This is a genomic window from Phreatobacter cathodiphilus (assembly GCF_003008515.1).
In the GTDB taxonomy this organism is placed as follows: domain Bacteria; phylum Pseudomonadota; class Alphaproteobacteria; order Rhizobiales; family Phreatobacteraceae; genus Phreatobacter; species Phreatobacter cathodiphilus.
Genome location: NZ_CP027668.1, coordinates 3,846,881 through 3,865,484, shown reverse-complemented (window position 1 = coordinate 3,865,484; position 18,604 = coordinate 3,846,881). Strand labels below are relative to the sequence as shown.

General features: G+C 69.2%; 18 protein-coding genes. 8 read left to right on the top strand and 10 right to left on the bottom strand.

The annotated features are described in order from the left end of the window. Positions 1-3: 3 nt before the first annotated feature. The 3 genes from C6569_RS18500 to C6569_RS18485 form a co-directional block, all read right to left on the bottom strand. A complete protein-coding gene (locus C6569_RS18500) occupies positions 4-384 on the bottom strand; it encodes a BrnA antitoxin family protein (protein ID WP_106750257.1) in 381 nt (126 codons plus the stop codon). Beyond that, positions 335-613, bottom strand: a complete 279-nt coding sequence (locus tag C6569_RS18495; protein ID WP_106751128.1) for a BrnT family toxin — start codon at positions 611-613, stop codon at positions 335-337. Before C6569_RS18495 ends, C6569_RS18500 begins: the two co-directional genes overlap by 50 nt. Before the next feature lie 615 nt (positions 614-1,228). Next, complete coding sequence (locus tag C6569_RS18485) at positions 1,229-4,684, bottom strand: chromosome segregation SMC family protein (RefSeq protein WP_106750255.1); 3,456 nt, start codon at positions 4,682-4,684, stop codon at positions 1,229-1,231. A 268-nt stretch (positions 4,685-4,952) separates the two neighbouring features. Between C6569_RS18485 and C6569_RS22440 the strand changes: the two genes are divergently transcribed. After that, positions 4,953-5,075, top strand: a complete 123-nt coding sequence (locus C6569_RS22440) for a hypothetical protein (RefSeq protein WP_281260366.1) — start codon at positions 4,953-4,955, stop codon at positions 5,073-5,075. Positions 5,076-5,150: 75 nt separating this feature from the next. On the opposite strand, the gene C6569_RS18480 is transcribed toward C6569_RS22440, so the two are convergent. Beyond that, entirely contained in the window at positions 5,151-5,735 is a 585-nt protein-coding gene (locus tag C6569_RS18480) for a L,D-transpeptidase (RefSeq protein WP_106750254.1), read from the bottom strand. 314 nt (positions 5,736-6,049) lie between these two features. Here C6569_RS18480 and C6569_RS22015 point away from each other — a divergent pair, with 314 nt between their 5' ends. Continuing rightward, the gene (locus tag C6569_RS22015; protein ID WP_181313812.1) at positions 6,050-6,223 is read left to right on the top strand and encodes a hypothetical protein; all 174 of its coding nucleotides are present in this window, start codon (positions 6,050-6,052) and stop codon (positions 6,221-6,223) included. 94 nt (positions 6,224-6,317) lie between these two features. Here the strand turns inward: C6569_RS22015 and C6569_RS18475 are convergent, their stop codons facing one another. After that, a complete protein-coding gene (locus C6569_RS18475; protein WP_106750253.1) occupies positions 6,318-6,947 on the bottom strand; it encodes a LysE/ArgO family amino acid transporter in 630 nt (209 codons plus the stop codon). Positions 6,948-7,102: 155 nt separating this feature from the next. Between C6569_RS18475 and corA the strand changes: the two genes are divergently transcribed. Further along, on the top strand, positions 7,103-8,071 hold the full coding sequence (gene corA / locus C6569_RS18470; protein WP_106750252.1) for a magnesium/cobalt transporter CorA: 969 nt from the start codon (positions 7,103-7,105) through the stop codon (positions 8,069-8,071). A gap of 23 nt (positions 8,072-8,094) precedes the next feature. On the opposite strand, the gene C6569_RS18465 is transcribed toward corA, so the two are convergent. After that, a complete protein-coding gene (locus tag C6569_RS18465; protein ID WP_106750251.1) occupies positions 8,095-8,511 on the bottom strand; it encodes a hypothetical protein in 417 nt (138 codons plus the stop codon). 134 nt (positions 8,512-8,645) lie between these two features. Here C6569_RS18465 and C6569_RS18460 point away from each other — a divergent pair, with 134 nt between their 5' ends. Next, on the top strand, positions 8,646-9,461 hold the full coding sequence (locus tag C6569_RS18460; RefSeq protein WP_106750250.1) for a helix-turn-helix domain-containing protein: 816 nt from the start codon (positions 8,646-8,648) through the stop codon (positions 9,459-9,461). 52 nt (positions 9,462-9,513) lie between these two features. Here C6569_RS18460 and C6569_RS18455 read toward each other — a convergent pair whose 3' ends face one another. Both C6569_RS18455 and pdxH read right to left on the bottom strand, forming a co-directional pair. Further along, complete coding sequence (locus C6569_RS18455; RefSeq protein WP_106750249.1) at positions 9,514-10,251, bottom strand: SDR family NAD(P)-dependent oxidoreductase; 738 nt, start codon at positions 10,249-10,251, stop codon at positions 9,514-9,516. Positions 10,252-10,344: 93 nt separating this feature from the next. Further along, positions 10,345-10,962 carry a pyridoxamine 5'-phosphate oxidase gene (pdxH, locus tag C6569_RS18450; protein ID WP_106750248.1) on the bottom strand — a complete coding sequence of 206 codons (618 nt, stop codon included), beginning with the start codon at positions 10,960-10,962 and terminating at the stop codon, positions 10,345-10,347. A gap of 58 nt (positions 10,963-11,020) precedes the next feature. Here pdxH and C6569_RS18445 point away from each other — a divergent pair, with 58 nt between their 5' ends. The 4 genes from C6569_RS18445 (at position 11,021) to fabI (ending at position 14,254) form a co-directional block, all read left to right on the top strand. After that, positions 11,021-11,590, top strand: a complete 570-nt coding sequence (locus C6569_RS18445) for an RT0821/Lpp0805 family surface protein (protein WP_106750247.1) — start codon at positions 11,021-11,023, stop codon at positions 11,588-11,590. Positions 11,591-11,696: 106 nt separating this feature from the next. Further along, a complete protein-coding gene (locus C6569_RS18440) occupies positions 11,697-12,707 on the top strand; it encodes a DnaJ C-terminal domain-containing protein (protein WP_106750246.1) in 1,011 nt (336 codons plus the stop codon). 10 nt (positions 12,708-12,717) lie between these two features. Beyond that, on the top strand, positions 12,718-13,356 hold the full coding sequence (locus C6569_RS18435; RefSeq protein ID WP_106750245.1) for a VOC family protein: 639 nt from the start codon (positions 12,718-12,720) through the stop codon (positions 13,354-13,356). Positions 13,357-13,450: 94 nt separating this feature from the next. Then, complete coding sequence (gene fabI / locus C6569_RS18430; protein WP_106750244.1) at positions 13,451-14,254, top strand: enoyl-ACP reductase FabI; 804 nt, start codon at positions 13,451-13,453, stop codon at positions 14,252-14,254. 60 nt (positions 14,255-14,314) lie between these two features. Here the strand turns inward: fabI and C6569_RS18425 are convergent, their stop codons facing one another. Together C6569_RS18425 and C6569_RS18420 are read right to left on the bottom strand one after the other, a co-directional pair. After that, on the bottom strand, positions 14,315-16,165 hold the full coding sequence (locus C6569_RS18425; RefSeq protein ID WP_106750243.1) for an ABC transporter ATP-binding protein: 1,851 nt from the start codon (positions 16,163-16,165) through the stop codon (positions 14,315-14,317). 184 nt (positions 16,166-16,349) lie between these two features. Then, entirely contained in the window at positions 16,350-18,512 is a 2,163-nt protein-coding gene (locus tag C6569_RS18420) for an FAD-dependent oxidoreductase (RefSeq protein WP_106750242.1), read from the bottom strand. Positions 18,513-18,604 lie beyond the last annotated feature (92 nt).

Below are 18,604 nucleotides of genomic sequence, written 5' to 3'. Positions count from 1 at the left end.
GGGCTATTCCGCGGCTGTCTTTGGTGCGCGGCGGCGTGTCGATCCATCCTTCGCCCGCTTTGCTTTGTTCGCCGTCATGTAGGACCGCAGCACCGCGTTGATATGCGTCTGGTAAGGCCCCTTCTGCGCCTTGAAGAAGTCCAGCACGTCCTCGTCGAGACGGATGGAGATTGCCGTCTTGCGCGGCGGCGGCGTCCATTCGGACACCTTTCCGACGAAGACCGGCGTCGAATTGGCGAGGTCGAAATCGGAGTCGGGATCTTCCGCGATGGCGCGCTCGATGTCTTCGTCGGTCATGGCGCGCACCCGTTCCCAATCGGACTCGTCCTTGAGCTTACCCGACCGGATGTCCTCCAACGTGACGCGCGTAATCTTCTCTTTCATCGGGTCGTGCCGGCCTCGCGGAGATGATCCGCTTGGCCTCTCCTCTCGGGGTCCAGACAACGGCAACGAGTCGATGCCTTACAGGGCCTATTGTGATCCATCGCTCTTCATTGCGGTCTGACCGCCTGAGCGCGGCAGGAGCGAGGAACACCGTGATAGCAATCCGGAAGTCGATGCCGTGCTTTGCGATATTGGCGAGACGTTTGTTTTCATCCCACTCGAATTCCATGATGAACCCCAACGAACAAGGTCGGATTTAGCACCCTGCCCTGGGTCTCATCCGTTCGTCCGTTTCATCATGGTCAGCGGGCAGGACTACACATGTATATACGACGTCGGAACCGCGGTCCAGTCCGTCGTCGTAGTCCGCCACGGTTGGACTCCGTTTTCGCCTGCCGAGTTGTACCAACATCGCACGTCAGCCCCGTGGGGCCTGAGGCGGTGGGGAGCGTGAGGCGGGCGGGCGCTGGCACACCTCTCCTTGGTGGGAGGTGAAGAGCCGTAGCGCGATCGGTCTTCGGCCGCAGTTGCCGAACATGCCGGAACATTACATGACCAGCGTCACGCTGTCAAGGACTTTAGTCCTAGAGACTGAGAGCACCTTTTGGCCTGTTCCGTCCCTCTCCGCCATGGCCGGGCTCGTCCGGGCTATCGAGGTTGAGGTTCGAGAGTCGAGCTGCGTCGACAAGCCTTTCGGGCAGAGCGCCGGCACACCTCTCCCCGGTGGGGAGAGGTCGACGAGCGCAGCGAGGCGGGTGAGAGGGACATAGTCCGATAGAACCTCGCCCCCTCACCCGGCCTTCGGCCGACCTCTCCCCGCCGGGGAGAGGTGAAGCGGCGCCCCTCACTCCGCGGCGATGAGCTGCTCGGCCCGCCCGAGATCCACGCTCACCAGCGTCGAGACACCACGCTCGGCCATGGTGACGCCGAACAGGCGGTCCATGCGGCTCATGGTGATGGGATTGTGGGTGATGACGACGAAGCGCGTGTCGGTGGTGCGCGCCATCTCGTCGAGCAGGTCGCAGTAGCGCTCGACATTGGCGTCGTCGAGCGGCGCGTCGACCTCGTCCAGCACGCAGATCGGCGCGGGATTGGTGAGGAAGACGGCGAAGATCAGGGCGATGGCGGTCAGCGCCTGCTCGCCGCCGGAGAGCAGCGACAGGGTCTGCGGCTTCTTGCCCGGCGGACGGGCGAGGATGTCGAGGCCGGCCTCCAGCGGATCGTCGGATTCGACGAGCTGCAGCTCGGCCGTGCCGCCGCCGAACAGGGTGGTGAAGAGGCGCTGGAAGTTCTCGTTGACGGTGGCGAAGGAGGCGAGCAGGCGCTCGCGGCCCTCGCGGTTGAGCGAGCCGATGCCGGCGCGCAGCTTCTTGATGGCCTCGACCAGGTCGTCACGCTCGCGGACCATGCCGTCGAACTGCGCCTGAACCTCGGTCAGCTCGTCGTCGGCGCGCAGGTTGACGCCGCCGAGCCGCTCACGCTCCCGGCGGAGCCCGTCGAGCTGGTCCTCGACGCGGCGGGCGTCGGGCAGGTCCGCATCGACGGCGAGGCCGGCGATGCGCAGCAGGGCCTGGGGCTCGGCCTCGAACTTCTCGGCGATCTCGGCGCCGATCTCCTGGAGGCGCTGGCGAGCGGCCTCGAGCCGCGCCTCGGTGCGGGCGAAGGCCTCGCGGGCCGCCGTCATGGCGTCGAGGGCGGCGCGGGCGGCGCGGTCGGCGGCGGCGAGCGCCGTCTCGCCGGCGGCGAGGGCATCGGCGGCGGCGCGCTGGGCGGCCTCGCCCTCCTGGATGCGGGCGATGATCTCGCGGCGCTGCACGGCGAAGGTGTCGGGGGCCTCCGCGAGGGTTTTGGCCTCGGTGCGCGCCTCGGCGAGGCGCTGGTCGAGGGCGGCGACCTGGCGGCCGGCATTGGCCTGGCGCTCGGTCCAGGCGGCCCGGTCGCGGGCGATCTCCGCCAGCCGGCGGGCGCGCATCTCCGCCTCGCGGGTCAGGCCCTGGGCATGGGCGCGGGCCTCGGCGAGGATGGCCCGGTTCTGCGCCACCTCGGCGCGGATCTCGGCGAGGGCGGCCTCCAGTTGCGCGGTCTGCCCGAGCCCCTGCAGCGCGGTGACGGCATCGGCCTTCACGGCCACCGCCTCGTCGATGCTCGCCTTCAGCCGCGAGCGGGCCTCCACCAGGGCGGCGAGGCGGGTGACGATGCCGGCGGCGGCGCGCTCGGCGCCGGCGAGCTGGTCGCGCAGGGCGTCGGCCCGGCGCTGGGCGGCGCGCCAGCCGTCACGGGCGGCCTGCTCGCGCTCGGCGGCGGCCTTGACGAGGCCGAGGGCCACGTCGGCCAGCTTGCGCAGGTCGGCGGCCTTCTCCTTCGCAGTCACCAGGTCCTTTTCCAGGTCGCCGAGGCGGTTGCGCTCGGCGAGGCGGCGGGCGGCGGCGGTGGGCGCATTGGCGGCGACGACGAAGCCGTCCCAGCGCCACAGGTCGCCCTCCCGGGAGACGAGGCGCTGGCCGGGTTTCAACAAGGCGGCGAGGCGAGGGCCGTCGGCCTTGGCGACGAGGCCGATCTGGGCGATGCGGCGGGAGAGCTCGGCCGGCGCCTTCACCTGGGCCGAGAGCGGCTCGGCGCCTTCCGGCAGGGCGGGATCGCCGGATCCGTCGGCACCAGCCCAGCGCTGCGGCGAGGCGTCGGCGGTCGGCGCGTCGAGATCATCGCCGAGGGCGGCGCCCAGCGCCGTCTCGTAGCCGCGGGCGACCGTGATGGCCTCCAGCACCGGCGGCCATTTCGAGGCATGACTGACGTTGAGCACCTTGGCGAGGGTGCGCACCTCGGTGTCGATCCGCTGCACGAGGCGCTCGGCGTCGGCGAGCGGCCGGCGGGCCTCGCCCTCCTGGGACCTGGCCGCGGCATGGGCCTGTTCGGCGGCCACCGCCTCGGCCTCGGCGGCGGTCAGCGCCGACGTGGCGGCGGCGAGCTCGGCGCGCAGCGCGTCGAGGCGGGCGGCGTGGTCGGAGCCGGCCTCCAGCTTCGCCGTCTCGGCGTCGATCTCGGCGAGCTGGCCTTCGAGCCGCATCAGCCTTTCGGAGGCGTCGCGGATCGAGCGTTCGAGCTGGTTGCGGCGGGCGACGATCTCGGCGAGCGCGGAGGTCGCTTCGGAAAAGGCCTTCTCGGCGGCGGCGAGGATCGCCTCGGCGGCGGCGACCGCGGCGGCGGCCGACGCCTCGGCGGCCTTCGCGCCCTCGCCGGTGGCGGCGAGTTCGGCCTCCTCCGCGGCGAGGCGGGCCATGACGCCCTCGGCATCGGCGCCCAGCGCCTTTTCGCGGGCGAGGTCGCCGTCGAGCTGGGCGATGCGGCGGTCGAGTTCGGCCATGCGTTCGCGGGCGCGCCGTTCCTCACCCTCGAGCTGGTCGCGGGCGGTGACCAGCCGGTGCAGCGCAGCGCCGGCCTTGGCCGCCTCGTCGCGCAGGGCGGGCAACCGGTGGGCGGCAACCGCCTGGTCCTTCGCCGCCTCGGCCTGGCCGGTGGTGCGCTCGGCGACGACGCGCGTCTCCAGCTCGACCAGCCGCTCGGCCTCGCGGACCAGCTCGCCCGCCTCGCGGAACTTGAGCCAGGCGAGGGTCGCCTCGGCCTTGCGGATGTCGGCGGAGAGGCCGCGGTAGCGGACCGCCTGGCGGGCCTGGCGCTTCAGGCCGTCGAGCTGGCTCTCGATCTGGGAGAGGACGGTCTCCAGCCGGTCGAGATTGGTCTCGGCGCCCTTCAGCCGCGTCTCGGCCTCGTGGCGGCGGGCATGCAGGCCGGCAATCCCGGCGGCCTCCTCGAGGATGCGGCGGCGGGCCTGGGGCTTGGCGCTGATGATCTCGCCGATCTGACCCTGGCGGACCAGGGCCGGCGAGCGCGAGCCGGTGGAGGCGTCGGCGAAGAGGATCTGCACGTCGCGGGCGCGCACCTCGCGGCCGTTGATCTTGTAGAGCGATCCCGCCTCGCGCTCGATGCGGCGGGAGACCTCCAGCACGTCGTGATCGTTGAACTGGGCGGGGGCGAGGCGGCGGGAATTGTCGACGGTGAGCATCACCTCGGCGGTATTGCGCGCCGGGCGGTTGCCGGACCCGGAGAAGATCACGTCGTCCATGCCGGAGGCGCGCATGTTCTTGAACGAGTTCTCGCCCATGACCCAGCGCAGGGCCTCGACCAGGTTCGACTTGCCGCAGCCGTTCGGGCCGACGACGCCGGTGAGCCCGGGCTCAATGAGGAAGTCGGTCGGCTCGACGAAGGTCTTGAAGCCGTGAATGCGCAGACGGGAGAATTTCATCGCACCTGTCTGTCCGTGGCCGCCCCAGATGAGGGTTTCAGACTGCCACGGATCGGCGGCCGACGCCACATCTAGCGTTGGACAACCGTACCACCCTCAACATCTTGCTGTTGAAAGCGGGACGCAGCCGACCGATCCCCCGCGCTGCGCCGCAGTGCAGCGGCAGGCTGCCGCAGCGCACGGCAACCCCCTACGACCCTTTGCCGGCATGATGTAGAAAGAGTGTGGGAATCAAAGGGATGGAGCCAATCCATCCGAGGAGGAAACCATGGGCGCAAAGCCCCAACCGACGCCGCCCAAGGGCGTCAAGCTCGAAGACCGCTACGGCCAGGTCGGCCTCAAAGCGGTGGCGGGCGCGATCAAGTCGCCGAAGCCGGCCAAGGCCGGCTGACCGCCACCATGCCGCACACATGAAAACGGCGGCCGATCGGCCGCCGTGCTCGTCCCGGGCCGGTCGTCCGCGCTGTCAGCGGACGATGACCTTGGTGCCGACGCCGACGCGATTGTAGAGGTCGATGGCGTGCTCGTTGTGCATGCGGATGCAGCCCGAGGACACGGCCTCGCCGATCTGCAGCGGCGAATTGGTGCCGTGGATGCGATAGAGCGTGTCGCGGCCGTTCTGGTAGAGGTAGAGGGCGCGCGAGCCCATCGGGTTCTGCGGGCCGCCCTCCATGAACACCGGAAGGGTCGGCCAGCGGCGGCGCATCTCGGCCGGCGGGGTCCAGGTCGGCCACTCGGCCTTGCGCTGGATGGTGGCGGTGCCGGTCCAGCCGAAAGCCTCGTTGCCGACCGCCACCTGATAGCGGATCGCCGTGCCGCCCTCCTCGACGAGATAGAGGTGCTTGCTCGAGGTCTCGACGACGATGGTGCCGGGGCGCTCGGTGGTGCGGTAGGGCACGCGCAGCGGCATGCGCCAGTAATCCATTTCCACCTGCGGCGCCTGCGCCATCAGGGTGCGATCACGCTCGGAGATCGGCTGGGTCGAGCTGACCGTCTGGTTGTTGCAGCCGGCCAGAGCCAGCGCCACGATTGCAAGAACGCCCCACCGCATGTTCAGACCCTTTCACGGAACGACGTCGAACACGCCGCCACTGCAGCGCGCATTGTTCCAGCCACGAGAAGCTTGTGGCGAAGCCTTGACGTCAGGTCAACGCGGCGGCGCTCCCCGAGAGGGCGAAAGCCCTGAAACTGTTGCAATTTTGCCATGCCGCGGCGGGCCGGAGGCGGCTGCGGGCGCCGCGAAGCCGGCTCGCCGCCGCCACGATCGCTCCATGATCGCAACCCAGAGCCGCCGCAACGGCCCTCTAGCCTGTCTTCTCGTCGGGGCCGGCCCATGCAACCCGCCCGCGACGAATGGAGACGATGATGAAAACCGCCACGGCGGCCCCTATTGCCCTTCCCAAGCCGGCCAGCGAGCCCCTGGAGGATCGTTACCGGACCATCGGCATATCAGCGGTCGCCGCTGCCGCGCCCTTCATCAAGGCCCGCAAGCCTGCCCCCGCTCCCCGGACCGGGGACTATCCGCTCTCCATGGACTGAGGGTTTCTCCGGCTCCGGCCGGGCTTTCAGACCTCCCGCATGCCTCTCCTGAACGACTTCGGGCCGGTCTTCGTGACCGGCCCTTTTTTTTGGCTCAGCCGGTGCGCCAGGCGTTGAGCAGCGACAGGGCGATCGCCACCATGACGCAGGCGATGAGGCCGTCGAGAACCCGCCAGGCGGCCGGACGGGCGAAGACCGGCGCCAGCAGCCGCGCTCCGAAGCCGAGCCCGTAGAACCACAGGAACGAGGCGGTCATGGCGCCGCCGGCGAAGGCGGCGCGGGCAGAGCCGGTGTGGCGGGCCGACAGCGAGCCGACGAGAACCACCGTGTCGAGATAGACGTGCGGATTGAGGAAGGTGAAGGCGAGGGTCGCCGCCACGACCCGGCCGACGTCCTGCGTCTCCGGCGGCGCCGCGGTCAGGCCATCGGGGCGCAGGGCGCGCCTGGCCGCGAGCGCGCCATAGGCGAGGAGGAAGGCGGCGCCGCCGAGGGTCGCGACCGTCAGGAGCACGGGGGAGCGGGCCACGAGCGAGCCGAGCCCGGCGACGCCGGCGAGGATCAGCACGGCATCCGACAGGGCGCAGAGCGTCGTCACCAGCAGGACGTGGCGGCGCATCAGGCCCTGGCGCAGCACGAAGGCGTTCTGGGCACCGATGGCGACGATGAGGCCGAGGCCGAGGAGGAAGCCGGTCAGGGCCGCCTGCAGCGATGCGGAGAGATCCATGCGCCGTGGGTAGAGGCGGGCTGCGCCGCCCGCAAGCCCGCAGGGCCCGACCGTCACGCTCCCGTCACGGATCGGCGTCACGCCGCGGCATGCTTCCCATCGCCTGCCGGAGCCGGTAAGCGATCGGGGCGAGCCGGGTGCGGAGCGATGCCGACATGCTGAATGCCTATGCCGTTGAGAACGAGGCGCTGGTCCGGATCGAGACCACGCCCGAGACGGTCCCGCCCCAGGTCGTCTGGGTCGACCTGTTCCAGCCGTCGCAGCAGGAGGACAAGGCACTGGAGCGCTGCCTCGGCATCGAGATCCCGACCCGCGAGGAGATGCAGGAGATCGAGCCCTCCAGCCGTCTCTATGTCGACCACGGCGTGCGCTACATGACGGCGACGACGCTCTGCAACACCGAGCTCGGCACCCCGAAGCTGACGCAGATCTCCTTCGTGCTGGCGCCGACACGCCTGATCACCGTGCGCTACGACACGCCGAAGCCCGTCAACCTGTTCCTCAATCGGGCGCAGAAGCCCGGCACCGTCCAGGGCAACCCGGAATCGATCCTCACCGGCCTCCTCGACACCATCATCGACCGCGTCGCCGACATCCTCGAGAAGGTCAGCGAGGAGATCGAGCAGGTGTCGGCGGACATCTTCCGCAAGGACGCCCGGCGCCGCGATAAGGCCTTCCAGGACGTGCTGCAGACCCTCGGCACCAAGGGAGAGCTGGTCTCCAAGGCGCGCGAGAGCCTCGTCTCCATCAACCGCCTCCTCCTGTTCCTCGCCACCGAGGTGGAGGGCAACAAGGTCGGCAAGGACGTGCGCGCGCTGCTGAAGAGCCAGAGCCGGGACAGCGATTCCCTCACCCAGCACTGCGATTCCCTGTCGAACAAGATCACGTTCCTGCTCGACGCGACGCTCGGCCTCATCGGCATCGAGCAGAACAACATCGTCAAGATCTTCGCCGTGCTGTCGGTCGTGTTCATGCCGCCGACGCTGGTCGGCACCATCTACGGCATGAACTTCAAGCAGATGCCCGAACTCGCCTGGGACTTCGGGTATCCCATGGCGATCACGCTGATGATCCTGTCGGGCGTGCTGCCCTATCTCTATTTCCGCAAGAAGGGCTGGCTGTAGCGCCAGCCCCTGTCGCAGCCGGATCAGGCGGTCGCCAGGCGGCGGGCGCCGACGACCTGCAGCTCGGCGAGGATGCCGACGAAGACCGCCTGCGCGGCGACGAAGACCATGCCGAGGGCATTCGGCGTGACGGAGCCGGAGAGCAGCAGGCCGAAACTCAGGATCACCCAGAGGGCGTTGAGGCCTGCGACCGTCAGCCCGAGGGCACGGCTCGCCGGCTTGCGCGTCGCGGCATAGGCCACCAGCGCCACGAAGGGGATGAAGGAGAGGCCGACGCCCCGCAGCAGCGGAACGGGGAGGTTCAGGAGCGGCCCCAGCGTGCCGGCGGCGGCGATCAAGGCAAGGCCCATGGCACCGGAGGTGACGGCGTCGAAGGCGAGCACGCGGCGCAGGAAGGTCTCGGCGTCGGAAGCACGGAAGAGAGCGTAAGCGAAGGACATGGCGGGCTCCTCGGTCGGTTTCGCGGGCGGGGAATCCCGGTCCGCAGGACCCCGACGATGGCGGCCGACCGGCATGGGGTCGATTACCCCAGAGGTCATTGGTCGGCGGCCGCAGCCGGGGCTAGTCTTGCCCCATGACCACAGGTTCCGCCGCCGCCTCGCCCGCCCGCCGCACCGTCGGCGACCACCTGCGCGACTGGCGCCAGCGCCGCCGCCTCAGCCAGATGGACCTCGCCCTCGACGCGGAGGTCTCCACCCGCCATCTCAGCTTCGTCGAAACGGGGCGCGCGGCTCCGAGCCGGGAGATGATCCTGAAGCTCGCCGAGCGGCTCGACATCCCGCTTCGCGACCGCAACGTGCTGCTGGTCGCCGGCGGCTTCGCGCCGGTCTTCCCGGAGCGGCAGCTCGACGATCCCGGCGTCGCCGCGGCGCGGCGGGCGGTCGACCTCGTCCTCGCCGGGCACGAGCCCTATCCGGCGGTGGCCCTCGACCGGCACTGGTCCATCGTCGCCCACAACCGCGCCATCGGCCCGTTTCTGGAAGGCTGCGCGCCGGAGCTGCTCGAAGCGCCCATCAACATGGTGCGGCTGTCGCTGCACCCCCGGGGGATCGCGCCGCGCATCGTCAATCTCGGCGAGGTGCGCGCCCACGTGCTGGCGCGGCTCAGGCGGCAGATCGAACTGACCGCCGATCCGGTGCTGGCGGCGCTGCTCGCCGAGGTCTCGGCCTGGCCGGTGCCCTTCTCCCAGCCGCACCCGAAGAAGGGCCAGGAGGCTGGGGAGCTGTTCATCCCGGTGAAGCTGCAGACGGCGGCGGGACTGCTGACGCTGATCACCACGACGACGGTGTTCGGCACGCCGGTGGACGTGACGCTGGCCGAGCTCGCCATTGAGACCTTCCTGCCGGCGGATGCCGAGACGGCGGAGCGGCTGCGGGCGATGGCGGGGTGAGGGCAGCAGGCAATAGGCAATCGGTCGAACCGACTGCCGTTTGCCGACTGCCTCACACGTGCTGGCCGCCGTTGATGTGGATCTCGGCGCCGTTGAGATAGCTCGAGGTCTCGGTGCACAGCACGTAGATGATCTTGGCGACCTCATCCGGCGTGCCGAGGCGGCGCATGGGGATCTGCTCGACGATCCTCTCGGTGCCGGGGGAGAGGATCGAGGTGTCGATCTCGCCGGGAGCGATGGCGTTGACGCGGATGCCGTGGAGGGCGAAATCGGCCGCCATTTCGCGGGTGAGGCCGGCGAGCGCCGCCTTGGAGGTGGCATAGGCGGCGCCGGCGAAGGGATGGACCCGCGAGCCGGCGATGGAGGTGACGTTCACCACCGAGCCCTTGGCCTCGGCGAGCTCCTTCAGCAGGCCGCGGGCCAGCAGGATCGAGGAGAAGAAATTCACCTGGAAGACCTGCTGCCAGACCTTCAGGGGCGTGTGCAGCGAGTTGAGGCGGGCACCGCCCTCCCCCTTCGGCGAGATGCCGGCATTGTTGACGAGGGCCTCGAGCCTCCCGCCGACGAGGCGGCCGCGGATCTCGTCGATGGCGCGCTCGGTGTCGTCGGGATCGGCGAGGTCGACCTGGATATGGTCCTCCGGGCCCATTTCCCAGGGGCAGTTCTCCGGGAAGGGCTGGCGCGAACAGGTGATGACCCGCCAGCCGGCCGAGGAGAAGCGCTTGACGGTGGCGTGGCCGATGCCGCGGCTCGCACCGGTGAGGAGCAATGTTCGGCGGATCTGGTTCACGGTGCATCCTCGGTCGCTGCCGGCACCCTCCCAGGGCGCCGGCGCCCTTCATAGAACCATCGGCCCGGTCTGCCTATGGCTCGAGGGGGGCGATCAGGGGTAGAGCCGGGTCTTGCGCGCCCAGGGGCCGGCCGGATCGGCGCGGGTGAACTGCACCCGGTCGTGCAGGCGGAAAGGCCGGTCGTGCCAGAACTCCATGGAGACGGGCAGGATGCGGTAGCCGGTCCAGTGCGGCGGACGGGGCACCTCGCCGACGGCGTGTTTGGCGGTGTAGAGCGCCACGGCCTTCTCCAGCGCGAAGCGGCTCTCCAAAGGGCGCGACTGCTGGCTCGCCCAGGCGCCGATGCGGCTGCCGCGGGGCCGCGAGGCGAAATACTCGTCCGCCTCGGCGTCGGTGACCCGCTGCACCGGGCCGCGCACCCGCACCTGGCGGCGCAGCGACTTCCAGTGAAAGACCACGGCGGCCTTCCTCTGGCCGTCGAGCTCGGTGCCCTTCTGGCTCTCGGTGTTGGTGTAGAAGACGAAGCCTGCGGGATCGACGCCCTTCAGCAGCACCATGCGGACGTTGGGAAGGCCCTGCGCATCGACCGTCGCCAGCGCCATGGCGTTGGGATCGTTGGGCTCGGAGCGGGCGGCGTCGGCCAGCCATTGGTCGAAGAGCGCGAAGGGCTCTTCAATTGTCGTAAAATCGTCCTGATCCGAACCGGACATTAACGAACTCCGATGTTGACTGCGCACCAGAGCGGATCAGCTCCGGAGTTGCAGGCGTATGGGCGACACGAGTGGCGTTCGCCATGTCTATAGCGAAAGCGGCGAGGCGCGCCCATGCCTGCCGGCGCGCGACCGGCCATGCCCGAACCGCCTGACGGTTTTCGTCGTAGCGGGGGCCTGCCTGTTCCTGCAGGGCTGCACCGTCGCCCTGCCGTCGCTGTGGGAGCGCGCCAACGTGGCGCCGCCCGGCACGGCGCAGATGGCCCAGCCCGCCGGCGACGATACGGTGACCACCGGCTCCGTGCGTCGCCCCGCCGAGGCCCCGGCGACGACGCCGGCAGGCTCGCTCCCCATTCCGCAGGCCGACTGGGACGCCGCCAAGGGCGTGTTGATGCAGGCCCTCGCCGACCCCGCCGACACGCCGAGCCTGCCCTGGTCCAACGCCCAGTCCGGCATGAGCGGCACGGTTACCGCCCTGCAGCGCGCCGGCGGCAATGCCGGCCAGACCTGCCGCGACTTCCTCGGCAGCGCCATCAAGGAGGGCAAGGAGGTCTGGTTCGACGGCCGCGCCTGCCGCACCACCGGCCCCTGGGCGGTGCTGGAACTCAGGCCCTGGCGGCGCAGCTGAGCCGTTGCGGTCGCGAACTTGTGAACGGGCGGCATCGCCCCCACATTGACGACCGAACCCACACACCGCCGGGTGTCCTCCCGGGCACCCTTCCTCAAGGACGACCATGGCTCGCGATCCCTACGACGTCATCGGCGTCGCGCGCTCGGCGAGCGCCGACGAGATCAAGCGCGCCTTTCGCAAGAAGGCCAAGGCGCTTCATCCCGATGCCAATCCCAACGATCCCAAGGCGCAGGACCGCTTTGCGGAACTGAACAACGCCTACGAACTCCTGTCGGATGCCGACAAGCGGCGCCAGTTCGACCGCGGCGAGATCGACGCCGAAGGCAAGCCGCGCTTCGCCGGCTTCGAGGGTTTCGGCGGTGGCCGCCCGCGCGGGGGGCCGGGCGCCGGCGCAGGCCCGCACGGCGAGACGATCTTCGAGACCTTCTCGTTCGGCCGCGACGGCTTCCAGCGCGGCGGCGGGCGGACGGGCGGCCAGCCGGGCGGCCCGCCGCCGATGGACGATTTCTTCGACATCCTCTCCGGCATGACCGGCGGCACGAAGGGCGGTCGCGGCCGCTCGCCCTTCGGCGACGATTTCTCCGCTCCGCCCTCGGGCGAGGACGTGACGCTGACCATCAAGGTGCCGTTTCTGGACGCCGCCCGCGGCTCCACCCAGCGGGTGGTGCTTCCGACAGGCGAATCGGTCGACCTGAAGATCCCGCCGGGCACGCGGGACGGCCACCGCATGCGCCTGCGCGGCAAGGGCAAGCCCGGCAGCCTCGGCCGTCCGACCGGCGATGCCTATGTGGTGGTGGCGGTCGAGCCGCATCCCGCCTTCAAGGCCGACGGCAAGGATCTGAGGCTCGACCTGCCGATCGCCCTCGACGAGGCGATCCTCGGCGCCAAGGTGCGCGCGCCCACCCTCGACGGCGAGGTGGAGCTGACCCTTCCCGCCATGACCTCCTCGGGCAAGACCTTCCGCCTGCGCGGCAAGGGCTTGCCGGCGGATAGCGGCGCGGGCGACCTCTATGTCACCGTGCGCATCGTCCTCCCCGAGGCGAGCGCCGACCTCGAGGGCTTCGCCCGCATCCTGAAGGAGCGACGCAAGGGCGACCCGCGCGACGGGCTGTGAGGCCCGCGCCGTGCTCGCGCTCGACCACCTCACGGTGATCGCGCCGACCCTCGCCGAGGGCGTCGCCCATGTCCGCGACTGCCTCGACCTCGACGTGCCCTTCGGCCAGCGCCACGCCTATATGGGTACGCACAACCACCTGCTGCAGCTCGGCGGCGGGGTCTATCTGGAGGTCGCCGCCGCCGACCCCGCCGGGATCCATCCCCGACGCGCGCGCTGGTTCGGGCTGGATCGGCACGAACGGGTGCGCGCCGATTGGGAGGCGGGACGGCGCCTGCGCGGCTGGGTGGCCCGCACCGACCACATGGACAGGGTTCTGGACGGGCGGGAGCCGATCTTCGGCCGCAAGGTGGCCCTGCCGCCGGAAGCGCCCGTCTTCGATTTCGCCATTCCCGACGACGGCTCCCTGCCGCTGGACGGCGCCGCGCCATCCCTCATCGACCGCCGGGGCAGGCCGCGATCCATGGACACCATCGCCGACCTCGGCGCACGGCTCGTCTCCTTCACGCTCGAACACCCTGAGCCAGCGACCATCGCCGCCCTCCATCACGACCTCGCCACGGAGGGCGGGCCGGCCGTCGTCGCGGGTCCACGGATGCGCTACGAGGCCATGATCCAGACTCCCGGAGGGCTGCGGTGCCTGACCTAACGGGCCAGCGCCGTCCGGTCCGCCTTGCACGCCGGGCGCGGCGATGGCATAGGGTCCGGCTGATTTTGCGGCAGCATGCCGGGTGAGGACTGATATGGCAGGCATGATGAAGGGCAAGCGCGGCCTGATCATGGGCGTGGCGAACAACCGCTCCATCGCCTGGGGCATCGCCAAGGCCTGTGCCGATCAGGGCGCCGAACTCGCCTTCACCTTCCAGGGCGAGGCGCTGGAAAAGCGCGTGCGTCCGCTGGCGGCCGAGGTCGGCGGCCATGTGGTCGGCCATTGCGACGTCACCGACAGCGCCAGCATCGACGCCGTCTTCGCCGAGACCGAGAAGGTCTTCGGCAAGCTCGACTTCCTGCTCCACGCCATCGCCTTCTCCGACAAGGACGAGCTGACCGGCCGCTACGTCGACACGACGGAAGCCAACTTCACCAAGTCGCTGCTGATCTCCTGCTATTCCTTCACGGCCATCGCCCAGCGCGCCGAGAAGCTGATGGTGGACGGCGGCTCGCTGCTCACCCTCACCTATTACGGCGCCGAGAAGTGGATGCCGCACTACAACGTCATGGGCGTCGCCAAGGCGGCCCTCGAGGCGAGCGTTCGCTACATGGCCGCCGACCTCGGAGAGAAGAAGATCCGCGTCAACGCCATCTCGGCCGGCCCGATCAAGACGCTCGCCGCCTCCGGCATCGGCGACTTCCGCTACATCCTCAAGTGGAACGAGTACAATTCGCCGCTGCGCCGCACCGTCACTATCGACGAGGTGGGCGATTCCGGCATGTATCTCCTGTCCGACCTCTCCCGCGGCGTTACCGGCGAGGTCCACCATGTGGATGCCGGCTACCACGTCGTCGGCATGAAGAACCCGCACGCGCCGGATATTGGCGCGCTGTAAGCGTCGCCAGGCGCGCTGCAGAGGCCACCGGGCGCGCGCCAAGCGCCGCCCGGACCCGCCTCATTCTTCCTCTTCCTCGTCGTCCTCGACCGCCGCCGCCACGGCCTGGCGCGCCGACTGCTGGCGCGACCACATGGTGGCGTAGAGCCCGCCTTCGCGGATGAGCTCGCCGTGGGTGCCGGTCTCGACGATATGGCCGTGGTCGAGGACGATGATGCGGTCGGCGGTGACCACCGAGCCGAGGCGGTGGGTGACGGAGACGACGGTGCGCGTCTCGGCGATGCGGCGCAGGGTCTCGTTGAGCTTGGATTCGGTCTCGGCGTCGAGGGCGCTGGTCGCCTCGTCGAGCACCAGCACGGCCGGGTTGCGGACGAGGGCGCGGGCGATGGCGACGCGCTGACGCTGGCCGCCCGAGAGCTGGCCGCCGCGCTCGCCGACCGTCGTCTCGTAGCCCTGCGGCAGGGCCGCGATGAAGTCGTGGACCTCGGCCTGGCGGGCCGCGGCGACGATCTCCTCCATGGTGGCGTCCGGGTGCGCCATGCGGATGTTCTCCGCGATCGAGGTGTTGAAGAGGAAGCTCTCCTGGAACACCACCGCCATCTGGGCGCGCAGCGATGCCTGGGTGACGGTGCGGATGTCGGTGCCGTCGATGGTCACCCGCCCCTCGAGCGGGTCGTAGAAGCGCATCAGCAGGTTGAGGAAGGTGCTCTTGCCCGAGCCGGAGGGCCCGACGATGCCGAGGAAGGAACCCTTCGGCACCGTGACCGAGAGGTTCTCGGTGCGGAAGGACGAGCCGGGATAGGAGAAGGCGACGTTGTCGAAGACGATCTCGCGCGCGAAGGGGGCGAGCGTGCCCGCCTCGGGCGCGTCGACCATGGTCGGCTTGACCGCGAGGAGATCGTCGAGGTGGCGGATGGAGCCCGCCGCCTGCGCCATGGTCGGCACGTACTGCGTGACGTTGGTGAGCGCATAGCCCATGGACAGGAAGACGCCCTCGAAAGCGATGATGGTGCCCACCGTGATGCGGTCGGTGAAAGCCCAGTAGGCACCGAGGGCGAAGACCGCGATGTGGATGACGTAGAGGCCCGTCTGCGCCGTGCGCTCGACCAGGGCTGAGGAGAAGTTGGTGCGCCGGGCGACGCCGACCCAGGTGCCGTTGAGGCCGGCGAAGGCGGTGCGGGCGCGGGCCGCCATGCCGAAGGCCTTGATGACGGGCTGGGCCGAGACGTTCTCTTGGATGGCGCTGATCAGCCGACCCTCGGTCTGGCGCTTGTCATAGGCGAAGAGGAAGGCCTTGCGGGCGAAGATGCGCGGCCACCACAGGATCATCGGAAAGACCAGCGAGGCGATGACGCCGAGCCAGATGTCGAACATGAACATCAGGATGGAGGCGTAGATGACCTCCATGAAGGGCATGACGAAGCCGGGCACGAAGGCGACGAGGGCCGCCTCGAGGGCGACGAGATCGCCGGAGAAGCGCGACAGCACCGTGCCCGTCGGCGTGGTGTGGAAGAAGGGCATCGACATCGACTGGACGTGGTCGAACAGCCGCTGGCGGATGTCGCGGGTGATGTCGGCGAAGAGGCGGGTGTAGACGAAGTCGGCGAAGAGGGCGACGCCGGAGACGGCGATGGCCGCGATGCCCATGAAGAGCAGGGAGTTCAGGAGCGCCCGCCACTCCTTTTTGATCAGGCCCTCGTCGATCAGGTACTGCGTGACGAGCGGGAAGGAGAAGTTCAGCGCCGCTTCGGTGAGGATGAGGACGACGAGGAGGGCGATGGTGGTCTTGTAGGGCGATGCGAAGGGCGCGAGGAACCGCGCCATGAGCCGGAGGTCGTCGGCACTGACGTCCTCTTCCTCCTCCTCATCGTCCAAGTCGTCGGGCTCGACGTAGTTCTTGTCCTGGCTCATGACGGATCTTGGATCATTGCAGGTCGGGGAAGAGGCCGGGCCTGGCGGGCCGCCTGCCGCTGGTCATGCATCATTCCGTAACAGGATGCACCCGAAATCGCGCGAGGCCGGGGCACCCCGAACGCATGAGGGCCGGACCCATGGGATCCGGCCCTGACGAGCGGTGTCTACGTGTGGGGGCGGCTCAGCGCCCGCCGGCGACGAGGCGGAGTTTGGAGGTCGGCCCCTTCTCGCGGCCGGCCATCAGCTTCTCCACCCACTTGGCCGCATCCGGCTTGGCGTAGAAGCAGTAGCGCATGGTCTCCATGTCCGGATACCAGGGGAAGTCGCCCTCGTTGGCATCACACTCGATCTTCCAGGCCTTCTTGAGGATCTTCTGGTCGTGGACGGCCGGGCGCCAGCCGTGGCGCTGGAAGCGCTCGGACCACTGCCAGGTGGATTCCAGCGTCAGGACGCCGTCGAAGACGTCGTGATACTCGATCACCTCACGGGTCATGTCGGCGGTGATGCCGCCGAAGAAGATGCCGATGCGGGTGACGCGGTAGAGCTCCTGGATCGCCTTGTCGATCAGCTCCTCCGGCACGTAGCAGAGGCAGGTGTCGTAGATGACGTCGAACGACTGGTCCTCGAAGGGCAGGTTCGTCACGTCGCCGAGGAGGTTGCGGTGCAGCCAGTCCTTCGGCGTCTGGGCATGGACGTGGCGGGAGTTCTCGATGCCCCAGGCGTCGATGCCGATGTCGGCGAAGCACTTCAGCGTCAGACCCGAGGCCGAGCCGACGTCGAGCAGCGTGTAGGGCGGCTTGATGCCGAAGATGCACTCGTAGAGGTCGGCGTTGTACTGCTCGTCGAAATACTCGCGGAAGCTCTCCTCGTAGGAGAGGCCGACGGCGTACTCGTCGTGGTAGTCGTCGGTCAGCGTCGATTCGACGAAGCCCTCCTCGACGACGCCCTTCTGCTTCTCCAGGGCCGCCTTCTTGCGGGCACCGGAATAGGCGGCGCCGCGCAGCTTGCCCATCATCATGTCGACGACGAAATTGGCGCTGTCATAGGCGCCGTTGACGGTGGAGTCGAAGAGGTAGTCGCCGACGAGGTAGAGGTTCGGCAGCACCTTGGCGTCGGGCTGGTGGCGCTCGCGCAGCTCGGGGGCGGGATGGCCACCGGGCAGGCCGGAGATGGTGCCGACCCAGCGCTGCACCTTGGCGTCGAGGAACTGCTTCTTCGCCGGGGCGATGAGCTCGGCAGGCAGCGAGTCGAGGGCGAGCTGAACCAGTCGCTCGTCGTCGAGGTTCGACAGGGCGAGGGCGTGGGTGGAGGGGATCAGCCAGCCGAGCACGCCGTGCTTGGAGGGATGGCGGGCCGTCTCGTCGTAGATGCAGGCGCCGCCGAAGGCGTCCGTCATGATGTAGTGGCCCTGGAAGTGTTCGTTCCAGAACGGCTTCTTGAACTGGACGGTGACGCGCAGATAGTGGGCGGCGTTGTCGTAGCGGGCCTGGTGCTTCTGGATCGCCATGCGCTCCTCGCGGCCCTCGAACTCGATCTGGCTGACCCAGTAGTTCGGGACCGCGACCACGACGTGGTCGAATTCATGGGTCTCGTCGCGGCCCTTGCGGCGGACGGTGAGCGTGTAGGTGCCACCCTCGTTGCGGCGGATCTTCGCGACGCGGCTCTCCAGCATGATCTTGGCGGAGACGCGCTCGGCGAGGCCCTCGATCAGCTTCTCGTTGCCGCCGGCGATCGAATAGAGCCGCAGGTACTTCGGATCGTCCATCAGGACGTTCTTGAGGCCGTTCAGCGCATTGGTGAGCTGGGCCTCGGTGGCGACGTCGGAACGCGCCGCGACCTCGATATATTTGCGCGCCATCTCGTCCTCGACCTCGTCGAGGACCTCCCGGAAGGTCTTGCCGCCCCAGGGGTGCTTGTTGTCGTCGCCGGAATAGCCCTCGTAGTACTCGTCGGGCGAGCAGAGCTCGTGGCACTTGGCGTGGAAGGCGTCGATGGCCTTCAGCGTCTTCTCGCCGAAGTGCTTCTTGATGTCCCGGCGGTTGTTGAGGATCTTGCCCTCGAGGATGACGCCCTTGCCGTCCATCGGCACGACGTCGAGGCCCATCACCTCGGTGATGATGCGCTTCAGCGGGTCGGGGCCGAAGTGCGAGTAGTCGTAATATTCGGCGACGCCGCGCTCGAACAGGGAATGGCCCTTGTCGAAGCTGTCGGTGACGATCTTGCCGCCGAGGCGGTCGGAGGCTTCGAAGAGAGTGGCGGTGAAGAGACCGTCGCAGAACCGGTCGAGCAGGTAATTGGTGAAGAGCCCACCCGGCCCGCCACCCACAATCGCGACACGCGTCATATCCGAGCTTTCATCCCTGGGCCGGCGGCGCCCCGACGGCGCTTTCCAGCCTGCATCCGCTGAAAATCCGGGGCTGAGCTATAACGACCGTT